The sequence below is a fragment of the Streptococcus infantis ATCC 700779 genome, from assembly GCF_000187465.1.
Classification (GTDB): domain Bacteria; phylum Bacillota; class Bacilli; order Lactobacillales; family Streptococcaceae; genus Streptococcus; species Streptococcus infantis.
In genome coordinates, this window is record NZ_GL732439.1 from 209,915 (window position 1) to 227,274 (window position 17,360).

22 protein-coding genes are annotated in these 17,360 nt (G+C 40.5%); 19 read left to right on the forward strand and 3 right to left on the reverse strand.

Annotation, left to right across the window (positions count from 1 at the left end):
* From HMPREF9423_RS03305 to groL, 10 genes are all read left to right on the forward strand, one after another.
* On the forward strand, positions 1–255 hold the full coding sequence (locus tag HMPREF9423_RS03305; protein WP_000119707.1) for a DUF1912 family protein: 255 nt from the start codon (positions 1–3) through the stop codon (positions 253–255).
* Between the two features lie 235 nt (positions 256–490).
* Positions 491–781, forward strand: coding sequence for a DUF4651 domain-containing protein (locus HMPREF9423_RS03310; RefSeq protein WP_006147921.1), 291 nt, complete (start codon positions 491–493; stop codon positions 779–781).
* The gene (locus tag HMPREF9423_RS03315; protein WP_006147922.1) at positions 778–1,095 is read left to right on the forward strand and encodes a thioredoxin family protein; all 318 of its coding nucleotides are present in this window, start codon (positions 778–780) and stop codon (positions 1,093–1,095) included. The genes HMPREF9423_RS03310 and HMPREF9423_RS03315 overlap by 4 nt, the downstream gene beginning before the upstream one ends.
* A 9-nt stretch (positions 1,096–1,104) precedes the next feature.
* Positions 1,105–1,755, forward strand: coding sequence for a YtpR family tRNA-binding protein (gene ytpR / locus HMPREF9423_RS03320; protein WP_006147923.1), 651 nt, complete (start codon positions 1,105–1,107; stop codon positions 1,753–1,755).
* Positions 1,756–1,889: 134 nt separating this feature from the next.
* Positions 1,890–2,561 carry a CPBP family intramembrane glutamic endopeptidase gene (locus tag HMPREF9423_RS03325; protein WP_006147924.1) on the forward strand — a complete coding sequence of 224 codons (672 nt, stop codon included), beginning with the start codon at positions 1,890–1,892 and terminating at the stop codon, positions 2,559–2,561.
* Between the two features lie 274 nt (positions 2,562–2,835).
* Positions 2,836–2,997 carry a hypothetical protein gene (locus HMPREF9423_RS03330; RefSeq protein ID WP_006155717.1) on the forward strand — a complete coding sequence of 54 codons (162 nt, stop codon included), beginning with the start codon at positions 2,836–2,838 and terminating at the stop codon, positions 2,995–2,997.
* 222 nt (positions 2,998–3,219) lie between these two features.
* A complete protein-coding gene (locus HMPREF9423_RS03335) occupies positions 3,220–3,981 on the forward strand; it encodes an SDR family oxidoreductase (RefSeq protein WP_006147925.1) in 762 nt (253 codons plus the stop codon).
* A gap of 73 nt (positions 3,982–4,054) precedes the next feature.
* Positions 4,055–4,450 (forward strand): single-stranded DNA-binding protein, encoded by a 396-nt coding sequence (locus HMPREF9423_RS03340; protein ID WP_006147926.1) that lies wholly within the window; start codon positions 4,055–4,057, stop codon positions 4,448–4,450.
* Positions 4,451–4,757: 307 nt separating this feature from the next.
* Positions 4,758–5,042, forward strand: coding sequence for a co-chaperone GroES (gene groES / locus HMPREF9423_RS03345; protein ID WP_006147927.1), 285 nt, complete (start codon positions 4,758–4,760; stop codon positions 5,040–5,042).
* A gap of 15 nt (positions 5,043–5,057) precedes the next feature.
* Entirely contained in the window at positions 5,058–6,677 is a 1,620-nt protein-coding gene (groL, locus tag HMPREF9423_RS03350) for a chaperonin GroEL (protein ID WP_006147929.1), read from the forward strand.
* Positions 6,678–6,763: 86 nt separating this feature from the next.
* On the opposite strand, the gene serS is transcribed toward groL, so the two are convergent.
* From serS to HMPREF9423_RS03365, 3 genes are all read right to left on the reverse strand, one after another.
* Positions 6,764–8,038 carry a serine--tRNA ligase gene (gene serS / locus HMPREF9423_RS03355; protein WP_006147930.1) on the reverse strand — a complete coding sequence of 425 codons (1,275 nt, stop codon included), beginning with the start codon at positions 8,036–8,038 and terminating at the stop codon, positions 6,764–6,766.
* Between the two features lie 213 nt (positions 8,039–8,251).
* Positions 8,252–8,623, reverse strand: coding sequence for a DUF956 family protein (locus HMPREF9423_RS03360; RefSeq protein ID WP_004251868.1), 372 nt, complete (start codon positions 8,621–8,623; stop codon positions 8,252–8,254).
* Positions 8,624–8,625: 2 nt separating this feature from the next.
* Positions 8,626–9,990: an aspartate kinase gene (locus HMPREF9423_RS03365; RefSeq protein ID WP_006147931.1), complete on the reverse strand. Its 1,365-nt coding sequence runs from the start codon at positions 9,988–9,990 to the stop codon at positions 8,626–8,628.
* A 101-nt stretch (positions 9,991–10,091) separates the two neighbouring features.
* Between HMPREF9423_RS03365 and HMPREF9423_RS03370 the strand changes: the two genes are divergently transcribed.
* From HMPREF9423_RS03370 to fabF, 9 genes are all read left to right on the forward strand, one after another.
* Complete coding sequence (locus HMPREF9423_RS03370; RefSeq protein ID WP_006147932.1) at positions 10,092–10,652, forward strand: hypothetical protein; 561 nt, start codon at positions 10,092–10,094, stop codon at positions 10,650–10,652.
* Positions 10,653–10,761: 109 nt separating this feature from the next.
* A complete protein-coding gene (locus HMPREF9423_RS03375) occupies positions 10,762–11,547 on the forward strand; it encodes an enoyl-CoA hydratase (RefSeq protein ID WP_006147933.1) in 786 nt (261 codons plus the stop codon).
* Between the two features lie 92 nt (positions 11,548–11,639).
* The gene (gene fabT, locus HMPREF9423_RS03380; RefSeq protein WP_006155724.1) at positions 11,640–12,074 is read left to right on the forward strand and encodes a fatty acid biosynthesis transcriptional regulator FabT; all 435 of its coding nucleotides are present in this window, start codon (positions 11,640–11,642) and stop codon (positions 12,072–12,074) included.
* Positions 12,074–13,048: a beta-ketoacyl-ACP synthase III gene (locus HMPREF9423_RS03385; RefSeq protein ID WP_006147935.1), complete on the forward strand. Its 975-nt coding sequence runs from the start codon at positions 12,074–12,076 to the stop codon at positions 13,046–13,048. Before fabT ends, HMPREF9423_RS03385 begins: the two co-directional genes overlap by 1 nt.
* Positions 13,049–13,106: 58 nt before the next feature.
* Positions 13,107–13,331 carry an acyl carrier protein gene (locus HMPREF9423_RS03390; protein WP_000257840.1) on the forward strand — a complete coding sequence of 75 codons (225 nt, stop codon included), beginning with the start codon at positions 13,107–13,109 and terminating at the stop codon, positions 13,329–13,331.
* Positions 13,332–13,447: 116 nt separating this feature from the next.
* Positions 13,448–14,422: an enoyl-[acyl-carrier-protein] reductase FabK gene (gene fabK, locus HMPREF9423_RS03395; protein WP_004251880.1), complete on the forward strand. Its 975-nt coding sequence runs from the start codon at positions 13,448–13,450 to the stop codon at positions 14,420–14,422.
* Complete coding sequence (gene fabD / locus HMPREF9423_RS03400; protein WP_006147936.1) at positions 14,415–15,335, forward strand: ACP S-malonyltransferase; 921 nt, start codon at positions 14,415–14,417, stop codon at positions 15,333–15,335. The genes fabK and fabD overlap by 8 nt, the downstream gene beginning before the upstream one ends.
* A 32-nt stretch (positions 15,336–15,367) precedes the next feature.
* Positions 15,368–16,102 (forward strand): 3-oxoacyl-[acyl-carrier-protein] reductase, encoded by a 735-nt coding sequence (gene fabG, locus HMPREF9423_RS03405; RefSeq protein WP_004251884.1) that lies wholly within the window; start codon positions 15,368–15,370, stop codon positions 16,100–16,102.
* A 22-nt stretch (positions 16,103–16,124) separates the two neighbouring features.
* Positions 16,125–17,360, forward strand: coding sequence for a beta-ketoacyl-ACP synthase II (gene fabF / locus HMPREF9423_RS03410; protein ID WP_006155727.1), 1,236 nt, complete (start codon positions 16,125–16,127; stop codon positions 17,358–17,360).

Sequence of the window (17,360 nt, forward strand, 5' to 3'; positions counted from 1 at the left end):
ATGAGTTACGAGCAAGAATTTATGAAGGAATTTGAAGCCTGGGTTAATACCCAAATCATGATTAACGATATGGCACATAAGGAAAGTCAAAAGGTCTATGAAGAAGATCAAGATGAGCGCGCTAAAGATGCCATGATTCGCTACGAGAGTCGCTTGGATGCCTACCAGTTCTTACTAGGTAAATTTGAAAACTTCAAGGCAGGCAAGGGATTCCATGATTTACCAGAAGGTTTGTTTGGCGAGAGAAATTATTAATGTTTAGAAATTGGAAAGGAGGCTGGGACAAAAGTCCTAGCCTCTCAATTGTCTTTGGATTGTCGAGCAAGACGCAGTGGTTGAGTGGGCTCTACTACGCTGATTTTATCAGCTTTTACAGCCCTACTCAACTGTGCGGAGGTGGGACGACGAAATCGAATTCTAACGAATTACCGATTTCTGTCCCACTCTCTTTTTCATTGTTCCTTGAACCTTTTTGTGTTACAATGTTAGCATGAAAACGAAAAATATTATTAAAACAGGTTTAGTCGTGGCAGGGCTTGGAGCACTTGCCTTTGGTGCCAAGAAAGTAGCTGATGATCACAAACTCATGAAGACACAGGAAGAGTTAACTGCTATTGTGCGTGGCTATTTTTCAGAAATGGGTGAGATTGGGACTCTATATGTCCAAGTATACGAAAGTAGCCTAGAACGTCTTGTTGGTGGTGTCATTTTTGAAGATGGTCGTCACTATACCTTTGTCTATGAAGATGAAGATCTCATCTACGAGGAGGAAGTCTTATGATTTCTCCTAAGAGTTTAGAAGAATTAGCGGATTTAGTAGAGCAGGATGGCAAAAAGGTCTTCCTTTTTGTTGCGGATTGGTGTGGCGATTGTCGTTATATCTATCCTGCCTTGCCAGAGATTGAAGAGACAAATCCAGAGTTCACTTTTATACGGGTAGACCGAGATGAGTACATGGAACTTGCTAAACTTTGGGATGTTTACGGAATTCCTAGTCTTGTTGTATTAGACAAGGACAAGGAGATTGGGCGCTTTGTCAATCGTAACCGTAAAACTAAGGAAGAGATTAATCACTTTTTAGCAGGATTGAAATAGGAGAAAAGAATGATTTTTACATACAATAAAGAATATGTCGGCGATGTCCTTATGGTCATCGTGAAAAACAGTGAAGATGCCAAACTAGATGTTGAGCGTAAAGGTAATGTAGCGCGTATTTTCCTAAAGGAAACTGCCGAAACTGTCGCTTGGAATATTTTTGAAGTTTCTAGCTTATTTGAGATTGAGAATCGTGGCCAAGTATTTCTAACAGACGACCAAGTAGCTCGTTTGAATCAAGAATTGCAGGCACAAGGTTTTTCTGAAGAAATCATTAACGACAAGGAACCAAAATTTGTGGTTGGTGAGATTGTAGAGATGGTTGCGCATCCAGATAGTGATCACTTGAATATCTGCCAAGTTGCTGTTGGAAATGACAAAACAGTACAAATCGTGGCAGGTGCTCCAAATGCGCGTGTCGGTTTGAAAACTATTGTAGCTCTTCCAGGAGCTATGATGCCAAAAGGCAATCTCATTTTCCCAGGTGAACTTCGTGGTGAAAAGAGTTTTGGGATGATGTGTAGTCCTCGTGAACTTGCCTTGCCAAATGCTCCACAAAAACGTGGTGTTATTGAATTATCAGAAGACCAGGTAGTTGGAACACCCTTTGACTCAGCTACACACTGGACTCGATTACCAACGACAACAGCGAATTGTTGAGTGTGTAACTTTGCTCGTGAAATCCTAGAAATCTTTTGGCGAAAGTTTTTTAAGTCTTGAATTGTGCACCTAGTTTGACAATTCAGGACAAATGAATAACCATGTCGCCCTACTAACGTTGAGGAGAAATATTTATGCCTGATTTTGCTAAAATAGATAAAAAGTCTGTATATACTACGATCATTGGTTTGTTTCTAATGGCAGCGTTGTCTTTGACAAAGATAATACCTGAACTTTCTTTGTCAGGTCTCACTGTACTGATTGGTATTCTCTTTTTCTTTGTTCTTGAACATTTTGATAAAAAATCACATATAGAATCAGGTTTGCGCTTTAAATCATTTTTCGATGATTTGAAAAAACAAGGGGTAATTCTTTTGGTCTTGCTTCCTGTAGGAACCGCTGCAGCAACTTTGCTTATCGGCGATATGATATTTAAGGGCGCTTTTGCTAGTCATATTTTGGGAAGAACGGATGGTATGTTATCCTTCGATAAAATACCGCTCCTTATGGTTCAAATAGTAATCGCAGCCTTGGGGGAAGAAATTGCATGGAGAGGTTTCTTTCTTGGTAAGTCAATGAGAATTATACCATTTTGGCTTTGTGCCATTCTATCTTCTTTATTGTTCGCGATAGCCCATATTTCTAGTGGAAGCGTTGGGCTTGTAAGCTACGATATTTTCATGATTTTTGTTGATAGTATCATCTATGCAATGATTTATAAAAAGTCTGGGAATTGTTTGATTTCTACACTTTCTCATATTCTTGGAAATGCAACAGGAATTCTTTTGCTAATGATGTATAGCTAGACAGATTTTAATGTTATCTAGCTAATAAAGGATTTTCATTATAGGGAGGAAATGGTCACTATCAGCAAAAGAGGGCTAGATGACTTGATTTATAAAAGTAAGGAATCTTGCTAAAAACTTGAATAATAAAAAGCATTGTTTTGTACAGACCCCAAAAAGTTAGACAATTAATTTATCCAAAGGATTTAGTTCTGTATTGCACAAGACGGAGTCCTTTTGCTATCTTTATAAGTTTTACATGATTTACTTGTGGTTTATCCTCATAATTTCCATAATGGCTATCGGTATTTTATCCCTTGGAGTAGTAGCTGGTATGGGAGGAAAACTTACGTTTGGTTTCTTTGTTTTATCTTTTTTAGGTGTAGTTCTATTTAGTTTCTATATTTTTAGTATTCTAAAAGAGATAAAGGAATTAAAGCAAATAAAAGGTAAGTGAATAGATAGACGTAATCTAATTTGAATTGTCTTTATCTGGGCTATACATCCGTATCTTGAACAGGTTACTAAAAAGTTACTAAAATTTGAAAAATGAGTCTATTTTGAAAGATTCAAAAGTCCTAAAACCCTATTAAATCAAGGATATAAGATTTAAAAAGTGTATTCATAGAACTGTTTAATCACTAAAAGTGATTTATAATCTTTGACAGAGGGAAATAAGATGGCAAAAAATGTAGTCATTACAGGTGCAACATCAGGTATTGGTGAAGCCATTGCGCGTGCTTATCTAGAAAAGGGTGAGAATGTTGTACTCACAGGGCGTCGAACAGAAAGACTCGAGGTCTTAAAAAACGAGTTTTCAGAAGCCTTTCTGAATCAAAAAGTCTGGACCTTTCCATTAGATGTTACAGATATGAGCATGGTAAAAACTGTTTGTTCAGAAATTTTAGAAACTGTAGGTCAGGTTGATATCTTGGTCAATAATGCTGGACTGGCTCTAGGTTTATCGCCTTATCAGGACTATGAAGAGTTGGATATGTTGACCATGCTGGATACCAATGTCAAGGGTTTAATGGCGGTTACGCGTTGCCTCTTGCCTTCCATGGTAGCAGCTAATCAAGGGCATATTATCAATATGGGTTCTACTTCAGGGATTTACGCCTATGCTGGTGCAGCAGTCTATTCAGCAACCAAGGCTGCAGTTAAAACTTTTTCAGATGGGCTTCGGATTGACACCATTGCGACAGATATCAAGGTGACCACTATTCAGCCAGGAATTGTAGAGACTGATTTTTCAAAAGTCCGTTTCCATGGAGATGAGGCACGGGCGGCGACAGTCTATCAGGGACTCGAAGCTTTGCAGGCGCAAGATATCGCTGATACTGTCGTTTATGTGACCAGTCAACCACGTCGTGTGCAAATCACCGACATGACTATCATGGCCAATCAACAAGCAACTGGATTTATGATTCACAGAGATTAACATTATTTAAAAAAGTTACAAATTTTGTAACTTTTTTTGATTTCCTTCGAATAAATAAGTAGGAGGATGAAAAATGTATAATAAAGTTATTATGATTGGACGTTTGACGTTTACACCAGAATTGCACAAAACCAACAATGACAAGTCAGTGGCTCGTGCGACTATTGCTATTAATCGTCGTTTCAAGGACCAAAATGGGGAACGTGAAGCTGACTTCATCAATATTGTTGTCTGGGGGAAACTTGCAGAAACCTTGGCTAGCTACGCGACTAAAGGCAGTCTCATTTCTGTCGATGGGGAGCTTCGTACCCGTAAGTTCGAGAAGAATGGTCAGACCAACTATGTGACCGAGGTTCTCGCTACAGGCTTCCAACTTTTAGAAAGTCGTGCCCAACGTGCTATGCGTGAAAATAATGCAGGCCAAGACTTAGCAGATCTAGTTTTGGAAGAGGAGGAACTTCCCTTCTAAAATGATAGGAGGCTGGGACAAAAGTCCTAGCCTCTCAATTGTCTTTGGATTGTCGAGCAAGACGCAGTGGTTGAGTGGACTCTACTACGCTGATTTCATCAGCTTTTACAGCTCTACAAAACTGTGCGGAGGTGGGACGACGAAATCGAATTCTAACGAATTACCGATTTCTGTCCCACTCTCTTTTTTATGCTATAAATCAGACTTTTTTCTTGACTATTTTTGACCAAGTGATACAATAGAACTATGGTTTAGCACTCATACACAAAGAGTGCTAATGATATGATTGTATTATGGAGGAAGACAAATGTTGAAACCATTAGGCGACCGTGTGGTCTTAAAAATTGAAGAAAAAGAAGCAACTGTTGGGGGATTCGTCCTCGCAAAATCAGCCCAAGAAGAAACGAAAACCGCTACAGTAGTGGCTACTGGACAAGGTGTTCGTACCTTGAGCGGTGAGCTAGTTGCTCCAAGTGTAAAAGCTGGAGATCATGTTTTAGTTGAAGCTCATGCGGGTATTGATGTCAAAGATGGGGATGAAAAATACCTCATCGTGGGTGAAGCTAGTATCTTGGCAATCGTTGAAGAATAGAAGGAGAAAGTAAGTATGGCAAAAGACATTAAATTTTCATCTGATGCACGTTCAGCTATGGTTCGCGGTGTTGATATCTTAGCAGACACTGTTAAAGTAACTTTGGGACCTAAAGGTCGTAACGTTGTTCTTGAAAAATCATTTGGTTCTCCATTGATTACCAACGACGGTGTAACAATCGCCAAAGAAATCGAATTGGAAGACCATTTTGAAAATATGGGTGCCAAATTGGTATCAGAAGTAGCTTCTAAAACTAATGATATTGCTGGTGACGGGACAACTACTGCAACAGTATTGACTCAGGCTATCGTTCGTGAAGGAATCAAAAACGTAACTGCCGGTGCAAATCCAATCGGTATCCGTCGTGGGATTGAAACTGCGGTTGCTGCAGCTGTTGAAGCCTTGAAGAACAATGCAATTCCAGTTTCTAACAAAGAAGCGATTGCGCAGGTCGCTGCCGTTTCATCTCGTTCTGAAAAAGTTGGTGAATACATTTCTGAAGCCATGGAAAAAGTTGGGAAAGACGGAGTTATCACTATTGAAGAATCACGTGGTATGGAAACCGAGCTTGAAGTGGTAGAAGGAATGCAATTTGACCGTGGTTATCTATCACAGTACATGGTGACAGATAATGAAAAAATGGTCGCAGACCTTGAAAATCCGTACATTTTAATCACTGACAAGAAGATTTCAAATATCCAAGAAATCTTGCCACTTCTAGAAAGTATTCTTCAAAGCAGCCGTCCGCTCTTGATTATTGCAGATGATGTTGATGGTGAAGCTCTGCCAACCCTTGTCTTGAATAAGATTCGTGGGACTTTCAACGTAGTTGCTGTTAAGGCTCCTGGTTTCGGTGATCGTCGTAAAGCTATGCTAGAAGATATCGCCATCTTGACAGGTGGAACTGTTATCACTGAAGACCTTGGTCTTGAGTTAAAAGATGCTACCATAGAAGCTTTAGGGCAAGCAGCTAAAGTGTCTGTAGATAAAGATAGCACAGTCATTGTTGAAGGTGCAGGAAATCCTGAAGCGATTGCTAACCGTGTAGCTGTCATCAAGTCTCAAATCGAAACAACAACTTCAGAATTCGACCGTGAAAAACTCCAAGAACGCTTGGCTAAATTATCAGGTGGAGTAGCAGTTATCAAGGTCGGTGCTGCAACTGAAACTGAATTGAAAGAGATGAAACTCCGTATCGAAGATGCCCTTAACGCTACTCGTGCAGCAGTAGAAGAAGGTATTGTTGCAGGTGGGGGTACTGCCTTAGTGAATGTCATTCCAGCTGTTGAAGCTTTAGAATTGACAGGTGACGAAGCAACAGGACGTAGCATTGTTCTTCGTGCCTTAGAAGAGCCGGTTCGCCAAATTGCCTACAATGCAGGCTATGAAGGTTCAATCGTTATCGATCGTTTGAAAAATGCAGAAGCTGGTACAGGCTTCAACGCTGCAACAGGTGAATGGGTGAACATGATTGAAGCAGGTATTATCGATCCTGTTAAGGTTAGCCGTTCAGCCCTTCAAAACGCAGCTTCAGTAGCAAGTCTTATCTTGACAACAGAGGCCGTTGTGGCTAACAAACCAGAACCGGTAGCACCAGCACCAGCTATGGATCCATCAATGATGGGTGGTTACTAATAAATAAAAACAGGTAGAAATCATGATTTCTACCTGTTTTTTAACATGATATGCAAAAGAGGAAGTTATGCTTCCTCTTGTTTATTTTATGGTTTGATAACTTCAGCTCCACCCATGTATGGACGAAGGACTTCAGGAATAGTAACAGAACCATCTTCGTTTTGATAGTTTTCAAGAATAGCAGCAACGGTACGTCCAACAGCAAGTCCAGAACCGTTCAAGGTGTGGAGAAGTTTAACCTTACCATCGGCTTCATCACGGTAGCGGATTTGGGCACGACGTGCTTGGAAATCTTCTGTATTTGAACAGCTTGAGATTTCACGGTAAGTATTTTGTGCTGGGATCCAAACTTCCAAGTCGTAAGTCTTAGCAGCTGAGAAGCCCATATCTCCTGTTGAGAGAGCTACCACACGGTATGGAAGGTTGAGTTTTTGAAGGATATTTTCAGCGTTGGCTGTCATTTTCTCCAATTCTTCATATGACTCTTCAGGTTTAGCAAATTTCACCATTTCAACCTTGTGGAATTGGTGCAAACGGATTAAACCGCGAGTATCGCGACCAGCAGAACCAGCTTCAGAACGGAATGATGGACTCATAGCAGTAAAGTAGATTGGCAGTTCCTTACCATCGATGATTTCATCACGGTAGTAGTTAGTCAAAGGTACTTCAGCTGTAGGAATGAGGACATAGTTGGTATCGCTGATCTCAAAAGTATCATCCTTAAATTTTGGATAATTTCCGGTACCAAACATAGAATCATGGTTAACCATGTAAGGGGTGATGACTTCAGTATAACCTTCTTTTCCGTGTTCATCCAACATAAAGTTGTAGATGGCACGTTCCAAACGAGCTCCGAGGCCTTTATAGAAGAGGAAACGAGCTCCAGTGACTTTTCCACCACGTTCCCAGTCAAGAATACCAAGGTCTTCTCCGAGATCCCAGTGGGCTTTTGGTTCAAAGTCAAACTCACGAGGAGTTCCCCAACGGCGAACTTCTACGTTATCATCTTCGTCTGCCCCAATAGGAACACTGTCAGCTGGAATATTTGGAAGAGTAGTGGTAAATTCTGTCAATCTAGCATCGATTTCAGCTAATTCTGCATCGAGTGCTTTGACTTCGGCAGATAGGGTTTGCATGGCAGCAATCTTATCATCGGCATTTTCCTTATTGCGCTTAGCTTGAGCAATTTCAGCAGAAACCGTGTTACGCTCTGCCTTGAGGGTTTCAACCTTAACCAAGATGTCACGACGTTTAGCATCGATTTCTTTCATCTCGTTCAAGATAGCAGCATCTACACCACGTGTAGCCAATTTTTCTGCGACAGCATCAAAGTCTGTACGAATACGTTTGATATCTAGCATATAAACTCCTTTATGAAAAAAGCACACCTGACAAAGCGTTGGAGTGGCAGAGCCACGGTTCCATCCAACTTCACAGGTGTGCACTTGATTCTGTATTTGATTTAAAACAACGGTAGAATTTCACCTATCTCTCCTATCTGCTCGCAGCACCCGCAGACTTTCTGGAAGAAGAGGATAACCTACTTATCCGTTTCTATGATTATACTAAAATTTCTATTTTTTTGCAAATAGATTTTTGATTTTACGACCGATGATTTGGAGTAAGGTTGGAAGCTTCACAACCTTTTCATTTCCGATTTTTTCCCGAGCAATTTTAAGAATTTTTCCGGAGTCTTTTGAGGCAAAGAGGAATTTTCCTTGGTCTGTAAAAACTTCAAAATGACGACTAACCTTACGGCCTGAAACATTGGCTCCGATTTGATTAACGCTAGACCATGGGATTTGAATATAATCCTCAATATTGCGATCCGAGTAAAACTCCAAGGCTTGGTCTCCTACCAGAAATTTTCCAACTTTTCCTTGTATAGATAGGTAAGAAGTTCCAGTAGTTTGTAAGTCAACGACTTTATTGAGAGATTGTGCCATGTTTAGTCTTCCTTACTTTCACCGAAAAATGCTTGGTAGAGAGCCTTAAGAGCCGCTTTTTCTTGGTCTTTGTGGACAACGAACATGATAGAAACTTCACTAGAACCTTGTGACATCATTTGAATGTTGATATTGTTTTCAGATAAGGCACGAGTGGCTGTAGCAGTTACCCCGATATGGCGCTTCATTTTTTCGCCAACAATCATGATGATAGACAGGTCATGTTCGATTTCAGCGTGGTCGACCTCTGCTTTTTGAACAAGTTGACGGAGGATTTCTTCCTCTTTGATTGGTGTAAGCTCGCGCTCACGAAGGATGATAGACAGGTCATCGATACCTGTAGGCATGTGTTCCCAACCAATATTCAGATCTTCTAGAATTTGAAGTACTTTACGACCAAAACCAACTTCACGGTTCATGAGGTACTTAGACATATTGATGCTGACAAAACCAGAATCACCAGCAATCCCCACTACTGGGAATTCATCACTACTGTGTTTCAGAACGATGCGAGTACCTGGATGGTCAGGATTATTGGTATTTTTGATAACAAGAGGGATTTTCCCGCGGTAGGCTGGAAGGAGTGCTTCGTCATGTAGTACAGAGAAACCTGCATAGGCCAATTCCCGCATTTCACGGTAAGTCAATTCAGGGATTGAGTGTGGCTTGTGAATGATACCAGGGTGGGCAGCGAAAATTCCGTCAACATCAGTAAAGTTTTCATAAAGGTCAGCTTTAACTCCAGCTGCGATAATTGAACCAGTAATATCTGATCCACCACGAGAGAAGGTACAGATTTGATCTTCCTTGGTCACGCCAAAGAATCCTGGGATAACTAGAACTTCTGTACCATTATTGAGCTCTTCAATTTTATCATAACTTGAAGGAATGATGCGAGCATTTCCAGGTTCGCTTGTAACAACAATACCAGCCTCTCGTGGATGAACATAGCGAGCTTCTAATCCATTTTGGTTAAAGTAAGCCGCAATGAGTTTAGCGTTGTTATTTTCCCCTGCAGCAAGGAAGGTATCGTAAAGAAATTCATTGTTTTCAATTGGAAGGGTAGCGAGAGTTCGGATGCTTTTAGAGATTCGTTCTAAAACAGCTGGTTTAAGCCCTAGTTCGCTAACCATTGCAGCGTAACGATCGATAATCCAATTTTGACTAGCACTGATATCATTTCCTGCTACATAATCACGATAATATTTAATCAAAGCATCCGTAACCTTGGTATCTTTAGCATCGCGCTTTCCTGGTGCAGATACAACTACAAAACGACGTTCAGGGTCACTTTTTACAATGTTTAAAACCTTTTTCAATTGGCTTGCAGAGGCGAGTGAACTTCCTCCAAATTTTACAACCTTCATAAAAACTCCTCAGTTTGTATTTTATACGATTATAGCAGAAAGAAGGGCTTTTTTCAATCTGCAATAGGAAAGGCTCATCTGATGAAAGGAGTTGGGGGAAGATGATTAAAAGAGTGGTTTGTTTAATCTTGCTAGTCCTTACCTTCATGATGATTCCTACAAATATCGGAGCCAGTTCTCATCCTCTTCCCAGTGGTCGTTTGAACGGAGAAGAATTAGCGATGGAGTATGCGCAGGAGCGTCAGATTTCAGTTGAGAGGGCTAAAATTATCTTATCTATCGGCTTGTCAGATAGTAAGGCAAGGACCTATCGAATTCTCTCTGAAAAGCTTATCGTCAATCCTAACTATGAAGCTAGAGTCAAGTTTTATTGTCGAACAGATGAAAGTGGACAATATAGAGGAATCACGAAACTCTTAGCTACAAGTCTGGTTAACAAGGACGGAGACAAGGAAGCTCCTTTTACAGGCAATCTTTTTGCCTACCTTGAAGATCCAAATCGTATTTTTTACATGGTTTCAGGAGAATTTTACTATAAAGGATCCAACCAAGAACAGCTCTATCAGAGAGAAGGAGGGCGAATGCTTGAAGTGATTTATGATTTCATGGATGATACAAGTACTGGTTTTCCTGTATTTTTAGAGACCAAACTAAGGTTTTAAAATCGGCCGAGACACTTTCGGTCGATTTTTCTCTTGTCTTATAAACAAGAAAAAGATATACTTTGAAGATAAAATATTTTAATCAGCTTTTTAAATTAAAGGAGTGGCTATGAATCATATTATCTTTCAAATTCAAGACGATTTAGCGGTGATTACTTTAAATCGTCCCGAGGTGGCAAATGGTTTCCATATTCCTATGTGTGAAGAAATTTTAGAAGCACTGGAATTAGCTGAAAAAGACGATTCCGTTTCATTTATTCTCATCAATGCTGCTGGTAAGGTGTTTTCTGTCGGTGGCGATTTAGTTGAAATGAAACGTGCTGTCGATGAGGATGATATTGCTTCCTTAACTCGAATTGCTGAATTGGTCAATACTATTTCTTATAAGATTAAACAGATTCCTAAGCCTGTTATCATGGAGGTAGATGGAGCAGTTGCTGGAGCTGCAGCCAATATGGCCTTGGCAGTTGATTTCTGTATCGCATCTGACAAGTCTAAATTTATCCAGGCTTTTGTAGGTGTAGGATTGGCTCCTGACGCGGGTGGCTTATTCTTGCTGACAAGATCGCTCGGTGCAACTAGAGCAACTCAATTAGCTATGACAGGAGAAGCTTTCACCGCTGAAAAGGCAATGGAGGCAGGAGCTCTATATCGTCTATGTACTAGTGAACAATTAGAAAAAACAAGAGAACAATTGTTGAAGAAGTTGAGACGTGGCTCTTCAAATTCCTATGCTGCGATTAAGAAACTTGTTTGGGAAAGTGAATTCAAGCAGTGGCATGAATATGCTCAACTTGAATTGGAACTACAAAAATCACTATCCTATACGGAAGATTTTAAAGAAGGTGTTCGTGCACATTCTGAAAGAAGACGTCCAAAATTTGTCGGGAAATAAAAAATACTTGCACTATTCTTTGAAGTTTGATATACTTTTTTTGTCAAATGTTTTGATTATTGAACTTTTTTTTGATAAAGGAGGGAAGAGAAATGGACTATCAACAAGTCAATGACTATTTAACATCAATTTTTAACAACGTCCTAGTGATCGAGGAAGTAAGTTTGCGAGGTAGTCGTTTCAAAGACATCTCTATCAAAGAAATGCACACGATTGATGTTATCGGTAAGTATCCAGAAGTGACTCCAAGTCAAGTGTCCAAAGAATTGATGGTAACTCTAGGGACTGTGACAACGAGTTTAAACAATTTGGAACGAAAAGGATACATCGAACGTATCCGTTCAGATAAAGATCGTCGTGTAGTGCATCTGCATTTGACAAAGAAAGGTCGTCTCGTTCACCGTCTTCATAAACGTTTCCATAAGGCCATGGTCGAAAGAATTATCGAGGGCATGAGTCCTGAAGAGATTGAAGTTATGGGAAAAGGGTTGACGAATCTTTATCACTTTTTGGAGGATTTGAAGTAATGGCTTTTGCAAAAATAAGCCAGGTCGCTCATTATGCTCCAGAGCAGATTATCACTAACGAAGACTTGGCTCAGGTCATGGATACGAGTGATGAATGGATTTCAAGTCGGACAGGGATTAAAGAACGCCATATTTCTAAGACAGAATCAACAGGAGATTTGGCTACAGAGGTTGCAAGACAACTTCTAGAGAAGGCAGGGATTTCTGCTGATGAGCTAGATTTCATCATTATAGCGACTATGACACCTGACTCAATGATGCCCTCAACCGCAGCTCGTGTTCAGGCAAAGATTGGCGCTCATAAGGCTTTTGCCTATGATTTAACAGCTGCTTGTAGTGGATTTGTTTTTGCCCTATCGACTGCAGAAAAGTTCATTTCTTCAGGAACATATCGAAAGGGTCTGGTTATCGGTAGTGAGACCATGTCAAAATCTTTGGATTGGTCTGACCGCTCAACAGCTGTCTTGTTCGGAGATGGAGCTGGTGGCGTCCTACTTGAGGCAAGTGACCAAAAACATTTCTTAGCTGAAAATCTCAATAGCGATGGTTCTCGTGGTGAGTGTCTCACTTATGGACAGACAGGATTGATTTCACCATTTTCGATTCAAGAAGAACCAGATGTTTTCTTGAAAATGGATGGGAGAGCAGTTTTTGACTTTGCAATTCGAGACGTGGCTAAATCTATTAAACAGACCATCGAAAAAAGTCCAATATCAGCAGATGAACTCGATTATCTCTTGCTTCATCAAGCTAATATTCGAATTTTAGATAAGATGGCTAGAAAAATCGGTGTCGATCGTGACAAGCTTCCTGCTAATATGATGAAGTATGGAAATACTAGTGCGGCAAGTATCCCGATTTTACTTTCTGAGTGTGTAGAAGAAGGGTTCATCCATTTGGATGGTAGCCAAAATATTCTCTTGTCAGGTTTCGGTGGAGGTTTGACATGGGGCACACTTATTGTTACAATTTAGGTAATCATGTGGTGATCACATTGTTATAAAAAAACTATTTATTTTAAAGGAGTCTATCATGGCAGTATTTGAAAAAGTACAAGAAATTATCGTTGAAGAACTTGGAAAAGATGCATCAGAAGTAACACTTGAATCTACTTTTGATGATTTGGATGCAGATTCATTGGACTTGTTCCAAGTAATCTCAGAAATCGAAGACGCTTTTGATATCCAAATCGAAGCTGAAGACAACTTGAAAACAGTTGGCGACTTGGTTGCTTACGTTGAAGAGCAAACTAAATAATTAGAATAAATAAAGAAGGAGTAGGGGAGACCCGCTCCCTCTTGTTTAGGTAATAGTTTGACCGTCAAATTATAATAAAGTCGAACTATTACGTAAGCAAGACTTATGGAGGCAATATGAAAACACGTATCACTGAATTATTAAATATTAAATATCCTATCTTCCAAGGTGGAATGGCCTGGGTAGCAGATGGCGATTTGGCTGGAGCTGTTTCAAAAGCTGGTGGTCTCGGAATCATTGGTGGAGGAAACGCACCTAAAGAAGTGGTTAAAGCCAACATCGATAAGATTAAATCGTTAACAGACAAGCCTTTTGGTGTCAATATCATGCTCTTGTCTCCATTTGTTGATGATATTGTTGACCTCGTTATTGAAGAAGGGGTTAAGGTAGTCACAACTGGTGCAGGGAATCCAAGTAAATATATGGAGCGATTTCATGAAGCAGGAATCACTGTTATTCCTGTAGTTCCTAGCGTAGCTTTGGCTAAACGCATGGAAAAAATCGGTGCAGATGCTGTCATTTGTGAAGGTATGGAAGCCGGTGGACACATTGGTAAATTAACAACCATGACCTTGGTTCGTCAAGTTGCAGCGGCTGTTTCAATTCCTGTTATCGCTGCAGGTGGTATTGCAGACGGTGAGGGAGCTGCTGCTGGATTTATGCTTGGTGCGGAAGCTGTGCAAGTAGGAACTCGTTTTGTAGTTGCTAAAGAATCAAATGCTCATCCAAACTACAAAGCTAAGATTTTAAAAGCTCGTGATATTGATACAACTATTTCAGCACAACATTTTGGTCACGCAGTTCGTGCCATCAAAAATCAATTGACTCGTGATTTCGAGCAAGCTGAAAAAGATGCCTTTAAACAAGAAAATCCAGATTTAGAAATCTTTGAACAAATGGGTGCTGGAGCCTTAGCTAAGGCTGTTGTCCATGGTGATGTAGATGGCGGTTCAGTAATGGCCGGCCAGATTGCAGGTTTGGTATCTAAAGAAGAAACAGTTGAAGAAATCTTAAAAGATATCTACTATGGTGCAGCTGAGAAAATTCAAAAAGAAGCCGCTCGTTGGGCAGGAGTTACAAGAAATGACTAAAACAGCCTTTCTATTTGCAGGTCAAGGAGCCCAGTACCTTGGAATGGGACGTGAACTATACGACCAATATGCTATCGTCAAGGAAACAATCGACCAAGCTAGCCAGGTCTTAGGTTATGATCTTCGTGACTTGATTGATAACGATGAAACGAAGCTAAATCAGACTCGTTACACACAACCAGCTATTTTGGCTACATCCGTTGCCATTTACCGACTACTAAAGGAGAAAGGTTACCAACCAGATATAGTGGCAGGCCTGTCTCTTGGTGAATATTCTGCCCTTGTAGCTAGTGGTGCCTTGGATTTTGAAGATGCAGTGGCTCTAGTTGCTAAACGTGGGGCTTATATGGAAGAAGCGGCACCTGCTGGGTCTGGTAAAATGGTAGCCGTACTCAATACTCCAGTTGAAGTTATTGAACAAGCTTGTCAAGAAGCTTCTCAACTTGGTGTTGTGACTCCAGCTAACTACAATACCCCAAGCCAAATTGTTATTGGTGGTGAGGTGGTTGCTGTGGATCGTGCAGTTGAACTCTTGCAAGAAGCAGGAGCAAAACGCTTAATTCCGCTAAATGTTTCTGGACCTTTCCATACAGCTTTATTGGAACCTGCTAGTCAAAAATTAGCTCAAGTCCTAGAAGATGTTGAGTTTAATGACTTTGCTTGTCCACTTGTTGGTAATACAGAAGCAAAAGTCATGGAAAAAGAACGAATTGCAGAACTCTTGACTCGTCAAGTCAAGGAACCTGTTCGTTTCTATGAAAGCATTGCAGTTATGCAAGAAGCTGGTGTGACACGTTTTATCGAGATTGGTCCTGGGAAAGTCTTGTCAGGATTTGTTAAAAAGATTGATAAAACTGCTCAACTTGCAAATGTGGAAGATCAAGCAAGTTTACAAGCACTCTTAGAAAATTAGACCAAAATGGTAGAAGTTCTGAAAGGAGAAAAATGAAACTAGAACAGAAAAATGTCTTTATTACAGGCTCAAGTCGAGGAATTGGTCTTGCCATTGCTCATAAATTTGCCAGCTTGGGAGCCAACGTTGTCTTGAATAGTCGTGGTGAAATCTCCGAGGAGCTTCTAGACGAATTTAAACCTTACGGGGTGAAGGTCCTTGCTATTTCTGGTGATGTTTCTGACTTTACGGATGCAAAACGAATGGTGGACCAAGCCATTGAAGAGCTAGGTTCAGTTGACGTCCTTGTTAATAATGCTGGGATTACTCAAGACACTCTCATGCTGAAGATGACAGAAGATGATTTTGAGAAGGTCTTGAAAGTCAATCTAACGGGAGCCTTCAACATGACGCAAGCAGTCTTGAAGCAGATGATAAAAGCTCGTGAAGGGGCCATTATCAATATGTCCAGTGTCGTTGGTTTGATGGGTAATATCGGTCAAGCAAACTACGCTGCTTCTAAGGCTGGTCTAATTGGATTTACCAAATCAGTAGCACGTGAGGTAGCCAACCGTAATGTACGTGTCAATGCCATTGCACCAGGAATGATCGAATCAGATATGACTGCAGTCCTATCTGATAAGGTAAAAGATGCCATGTTGGCACAAATTCCGATGAAACAATTTGGTCAAGCTGAGCAAGTGGCAGAGGTCACAGCCTTTCTTGCAAGCCAAGATTATCTAACGGGACAAGTCATTGCAATTGATGGTGGACTTACCATGCAATAAGAGTTAAAATAGAGGTATGAAAATGAAACTAAATCGTGTAGTAGTAACAGGTTATGGATTAACATCTCCAATTGGGAATACGCCAGAAGAATTTTGGAACAGTTTAAAGAATGGAAAGATTGGGATTGGTGAAATCACCAAGTTTGATCACAGTGCTTTTGACGTCCATAATGCAGCAGAGATTAATGATTTTCCTTTTGACAAATATTTTGTAAAAAAAGATACCAATCGTTTCGATGATTATTCTTTGTATGCCTTGTATGCTGCTCAAGAAGCAGTTGACCATGCTAATCTTGACGTAGAAGCACTTGATAAAGACCGCTTTGGTGTCATCGTTGCATCAGGTATCGGTGGAATCAGAGAAATCGAAGACCAAGTCCTTCGACTTCACGAAAAAGGACCAAAACGTGTTAAACCATTAACACTTCCAAAAGCCTTGCCAAATATGGCTGCAGGAAATGTAGCTATGCGCTTTGGTGCCAATGGTATCTGTAAATCTATCAACACAGCTTGTGCTTCATCAAATGACGCTATCGGAGATGCCTTCCGTTCTATCAAATTTGGTTTCCAAGATATCATGCTGGTTGGTGGCTCAGAATCATCTATTACTCCATTTGCGATTGCCGGTTTCCAAGCCTTAACAGCTCTTTCAACAACAGAGGATCCAACTCGTGCTTCTATTCCATTTGACAAAGACCGTAATGGATTTGTCATGGGTGAAGGATCAGGTATGTTGGTTCTTGAAAGCTTAGAGCACGCAGAAAAACGTGGAGCAACTATCCTTGCCGAAGTTGTTGGTTATGGAAATACTTGTGATGCCTACCATATGACTTCACCACATCCAGAAGGTCAAGGTGCGATTAAGGCTATGAAGTTGGCTTTGGAAGAAGCAGAAATTTCTCCAGACCAAGTAGCTTATGTCAATGCTCACGGTACATCAACTCCTGCTAATGAAAAGGGAGAAAGTGGTGCTATCGTAGCGGTTCTTGGTAAGGAAGTACCTGTATCTTCAACCAAGTCATTTACAGGCCACTTGCTCGGTGCAGCAGGTGCAGTTGAGGCTATTGCAACAATTGAAGCAATCCGTAACAACTATGTTCCAATGACAGCTGGAACAACAGAAGTGTCAGACTACATTGAAGCAAACGTTATTTATGGACAAGGCTTGGAACATGAAATTCCTTATGCTATTTCAAATACTTTTGGATTTGGTGGGCATAATGCAGTTCTTGCTTTCAAACGTTGGGAGAATAAGTAA

Excerpts from the sequence above, each read along its gene's own strand:
- HMPREF9423_RS03370 (WP_006147932.1), top strand. The coding sequence starts at position 10,092 with ATGATTAAAAGAGTGGTTTGTTTAATCTTGCTAGTCCTTACCTTCATG.
- HMPREF9423_RS03310 (WP_006147921.1), top strand. The coding sequence starts at position 491 with ATGAAAACGAAAAATATTATTAAAACAGGTTTAGTCGTGGCAGGGCTT.
- HMPREF9423_RS03385 (WP_006147935.1), top strand. The coding sequence starts at position 12,074 with ATGGCTTTTGCAAAAATAAGCCAGGTCGCTCATTATGCTCCAGAGCAG.
- fabT (WP_006155724.1), top strand. The coding sequence starts at position 11,640 with ATGGACTATCAACAAGTCAATGACTATTTAACATCAATTTTTAACAAC.
- HMPREF9423_RS03335 (WP_006147925.1), top strand. The coding sequence starts at position 3,220 with ATGGCAAAAAATGTAGTCATTACAGGTGCAACATCAGGTATTGGTGAA.
- serS (WP_006147930.1), bottom strand. The coding sequence starts at position 8,038 with ATGCTAGATATCAAACGTATTCGTACAGACTTTGATGCTGTCGCAGAA.
- HMPREF9423_RS03330 (WP_006155717.1), top strand. The coding sequence starts at position 2,836 with ATGGCTATCGGTATTTTATCCCTTGGAGTAGTAGCTGGTATGGGAGGA.
- HMPREF9423_RS03375 (WP_006147933.1), top strand. The coding sequence starts at position 10,762 with ATGAATCATATTATCTTTCAAATTCAAGACGATTTAGCGGTGATTACT.
- HMPREF9423_RS03365 (WP_006147931.1), bottom strand. The coding sequence starts at position 9,990 with ATGAAGGTTGTAAAATTTGGAGGAAGTTCACTCGCCTCTGCAAGCCAA.
- fabK (WP_004251880.1), top strand. The coding sequence starts at position 13,448 with ATGAAAACACGTATCACTGAATTATTAAATATTAAATATCCTATCTTC.
- groL (WP_006147929.1), top strand. The coding sequence starts at position 5,058 with ATGGCAAAAGACATTAAATTTTCATCTGATGCACGTTCAGCTATGGTT.
- fabF (WP_006155727.1), top strand. The coding sequence starts at position 16,125 with ATGAAACTAAATCGTGTAGTAGTAACAGGTTATGGATTAACATCTCCA.
- HMPREF9423_RS03390 (WP_000257840.1), top strand. The coding sequence starts at position 13,107 with ATGGCAGTATTTGAAAAAGTACAAGAAATTATCGTTGAAGAACTTGGA.
- HMPREF9423_RS03360 (WP_004251868.1), bottom strand. The coding sequence starts at position 8,623 with ATGGCACAATCTCTCAATAAAGTCGTTGACTTACAAACTACTGGAACT.
- fabG (WP_004251884.1), top strand. The coding sequence starts at position 15,368 with ATGAAACTAGAACAGAAAAATGTCTTTATTACAGGCTCAAGTCGAGGA.
- ytpR (WP_006147923.1), top strand. The coding sequence starts at position 1,105 with ATGATTTTTACATACAATAAAGAATATGTCGGCGATGTCCTTATGGTC.
- fabD (WP_006147936.1), top strand. The coding sequence starts at position 14,415 with ATGACTAAAACAGCCTTTCTATTTGCAGGTCAAGGAGCCCAGTACCTT.
- HMPREF9423_RS03325 (WP_006147924.1), top strand. The coding sequence starts at position 1,890 with ATGCCTGATTTTGCTAAAATAGATAAAAAGTCTGTATATACTACGATC.
- HMPREF9423_RS03315 (WP_006147922.1), top strand. The coding sequence starts at position 778 with ATGATTTCTCCTAAGAGTTTAGAAGAATTAGCGGATTTAGTAGAGCAG.
- HMPREF9423_RS03305 (WP_000119707.1), top strand. The coding sequence starts at position 1 with ATGAGTTACGAGCAAGAATTTATGAAGGAATTTGAAGCCTGGGTTAAT.
- HMPREF9423_RS03340 (WP_006147926.1), top strand. The coding sequence starts at position 4,055 with ATGTATAATAAAGTTATTATGATTGGACGTTTGACGTTTACACCAGAA.
- groES (WP_006147927.1), top strand. The coding sequence starts at position 4,758 with ATGTTGAAACCATTAGGCGACCGTGTGGTCTTAAAAATTGAAGAAAAA.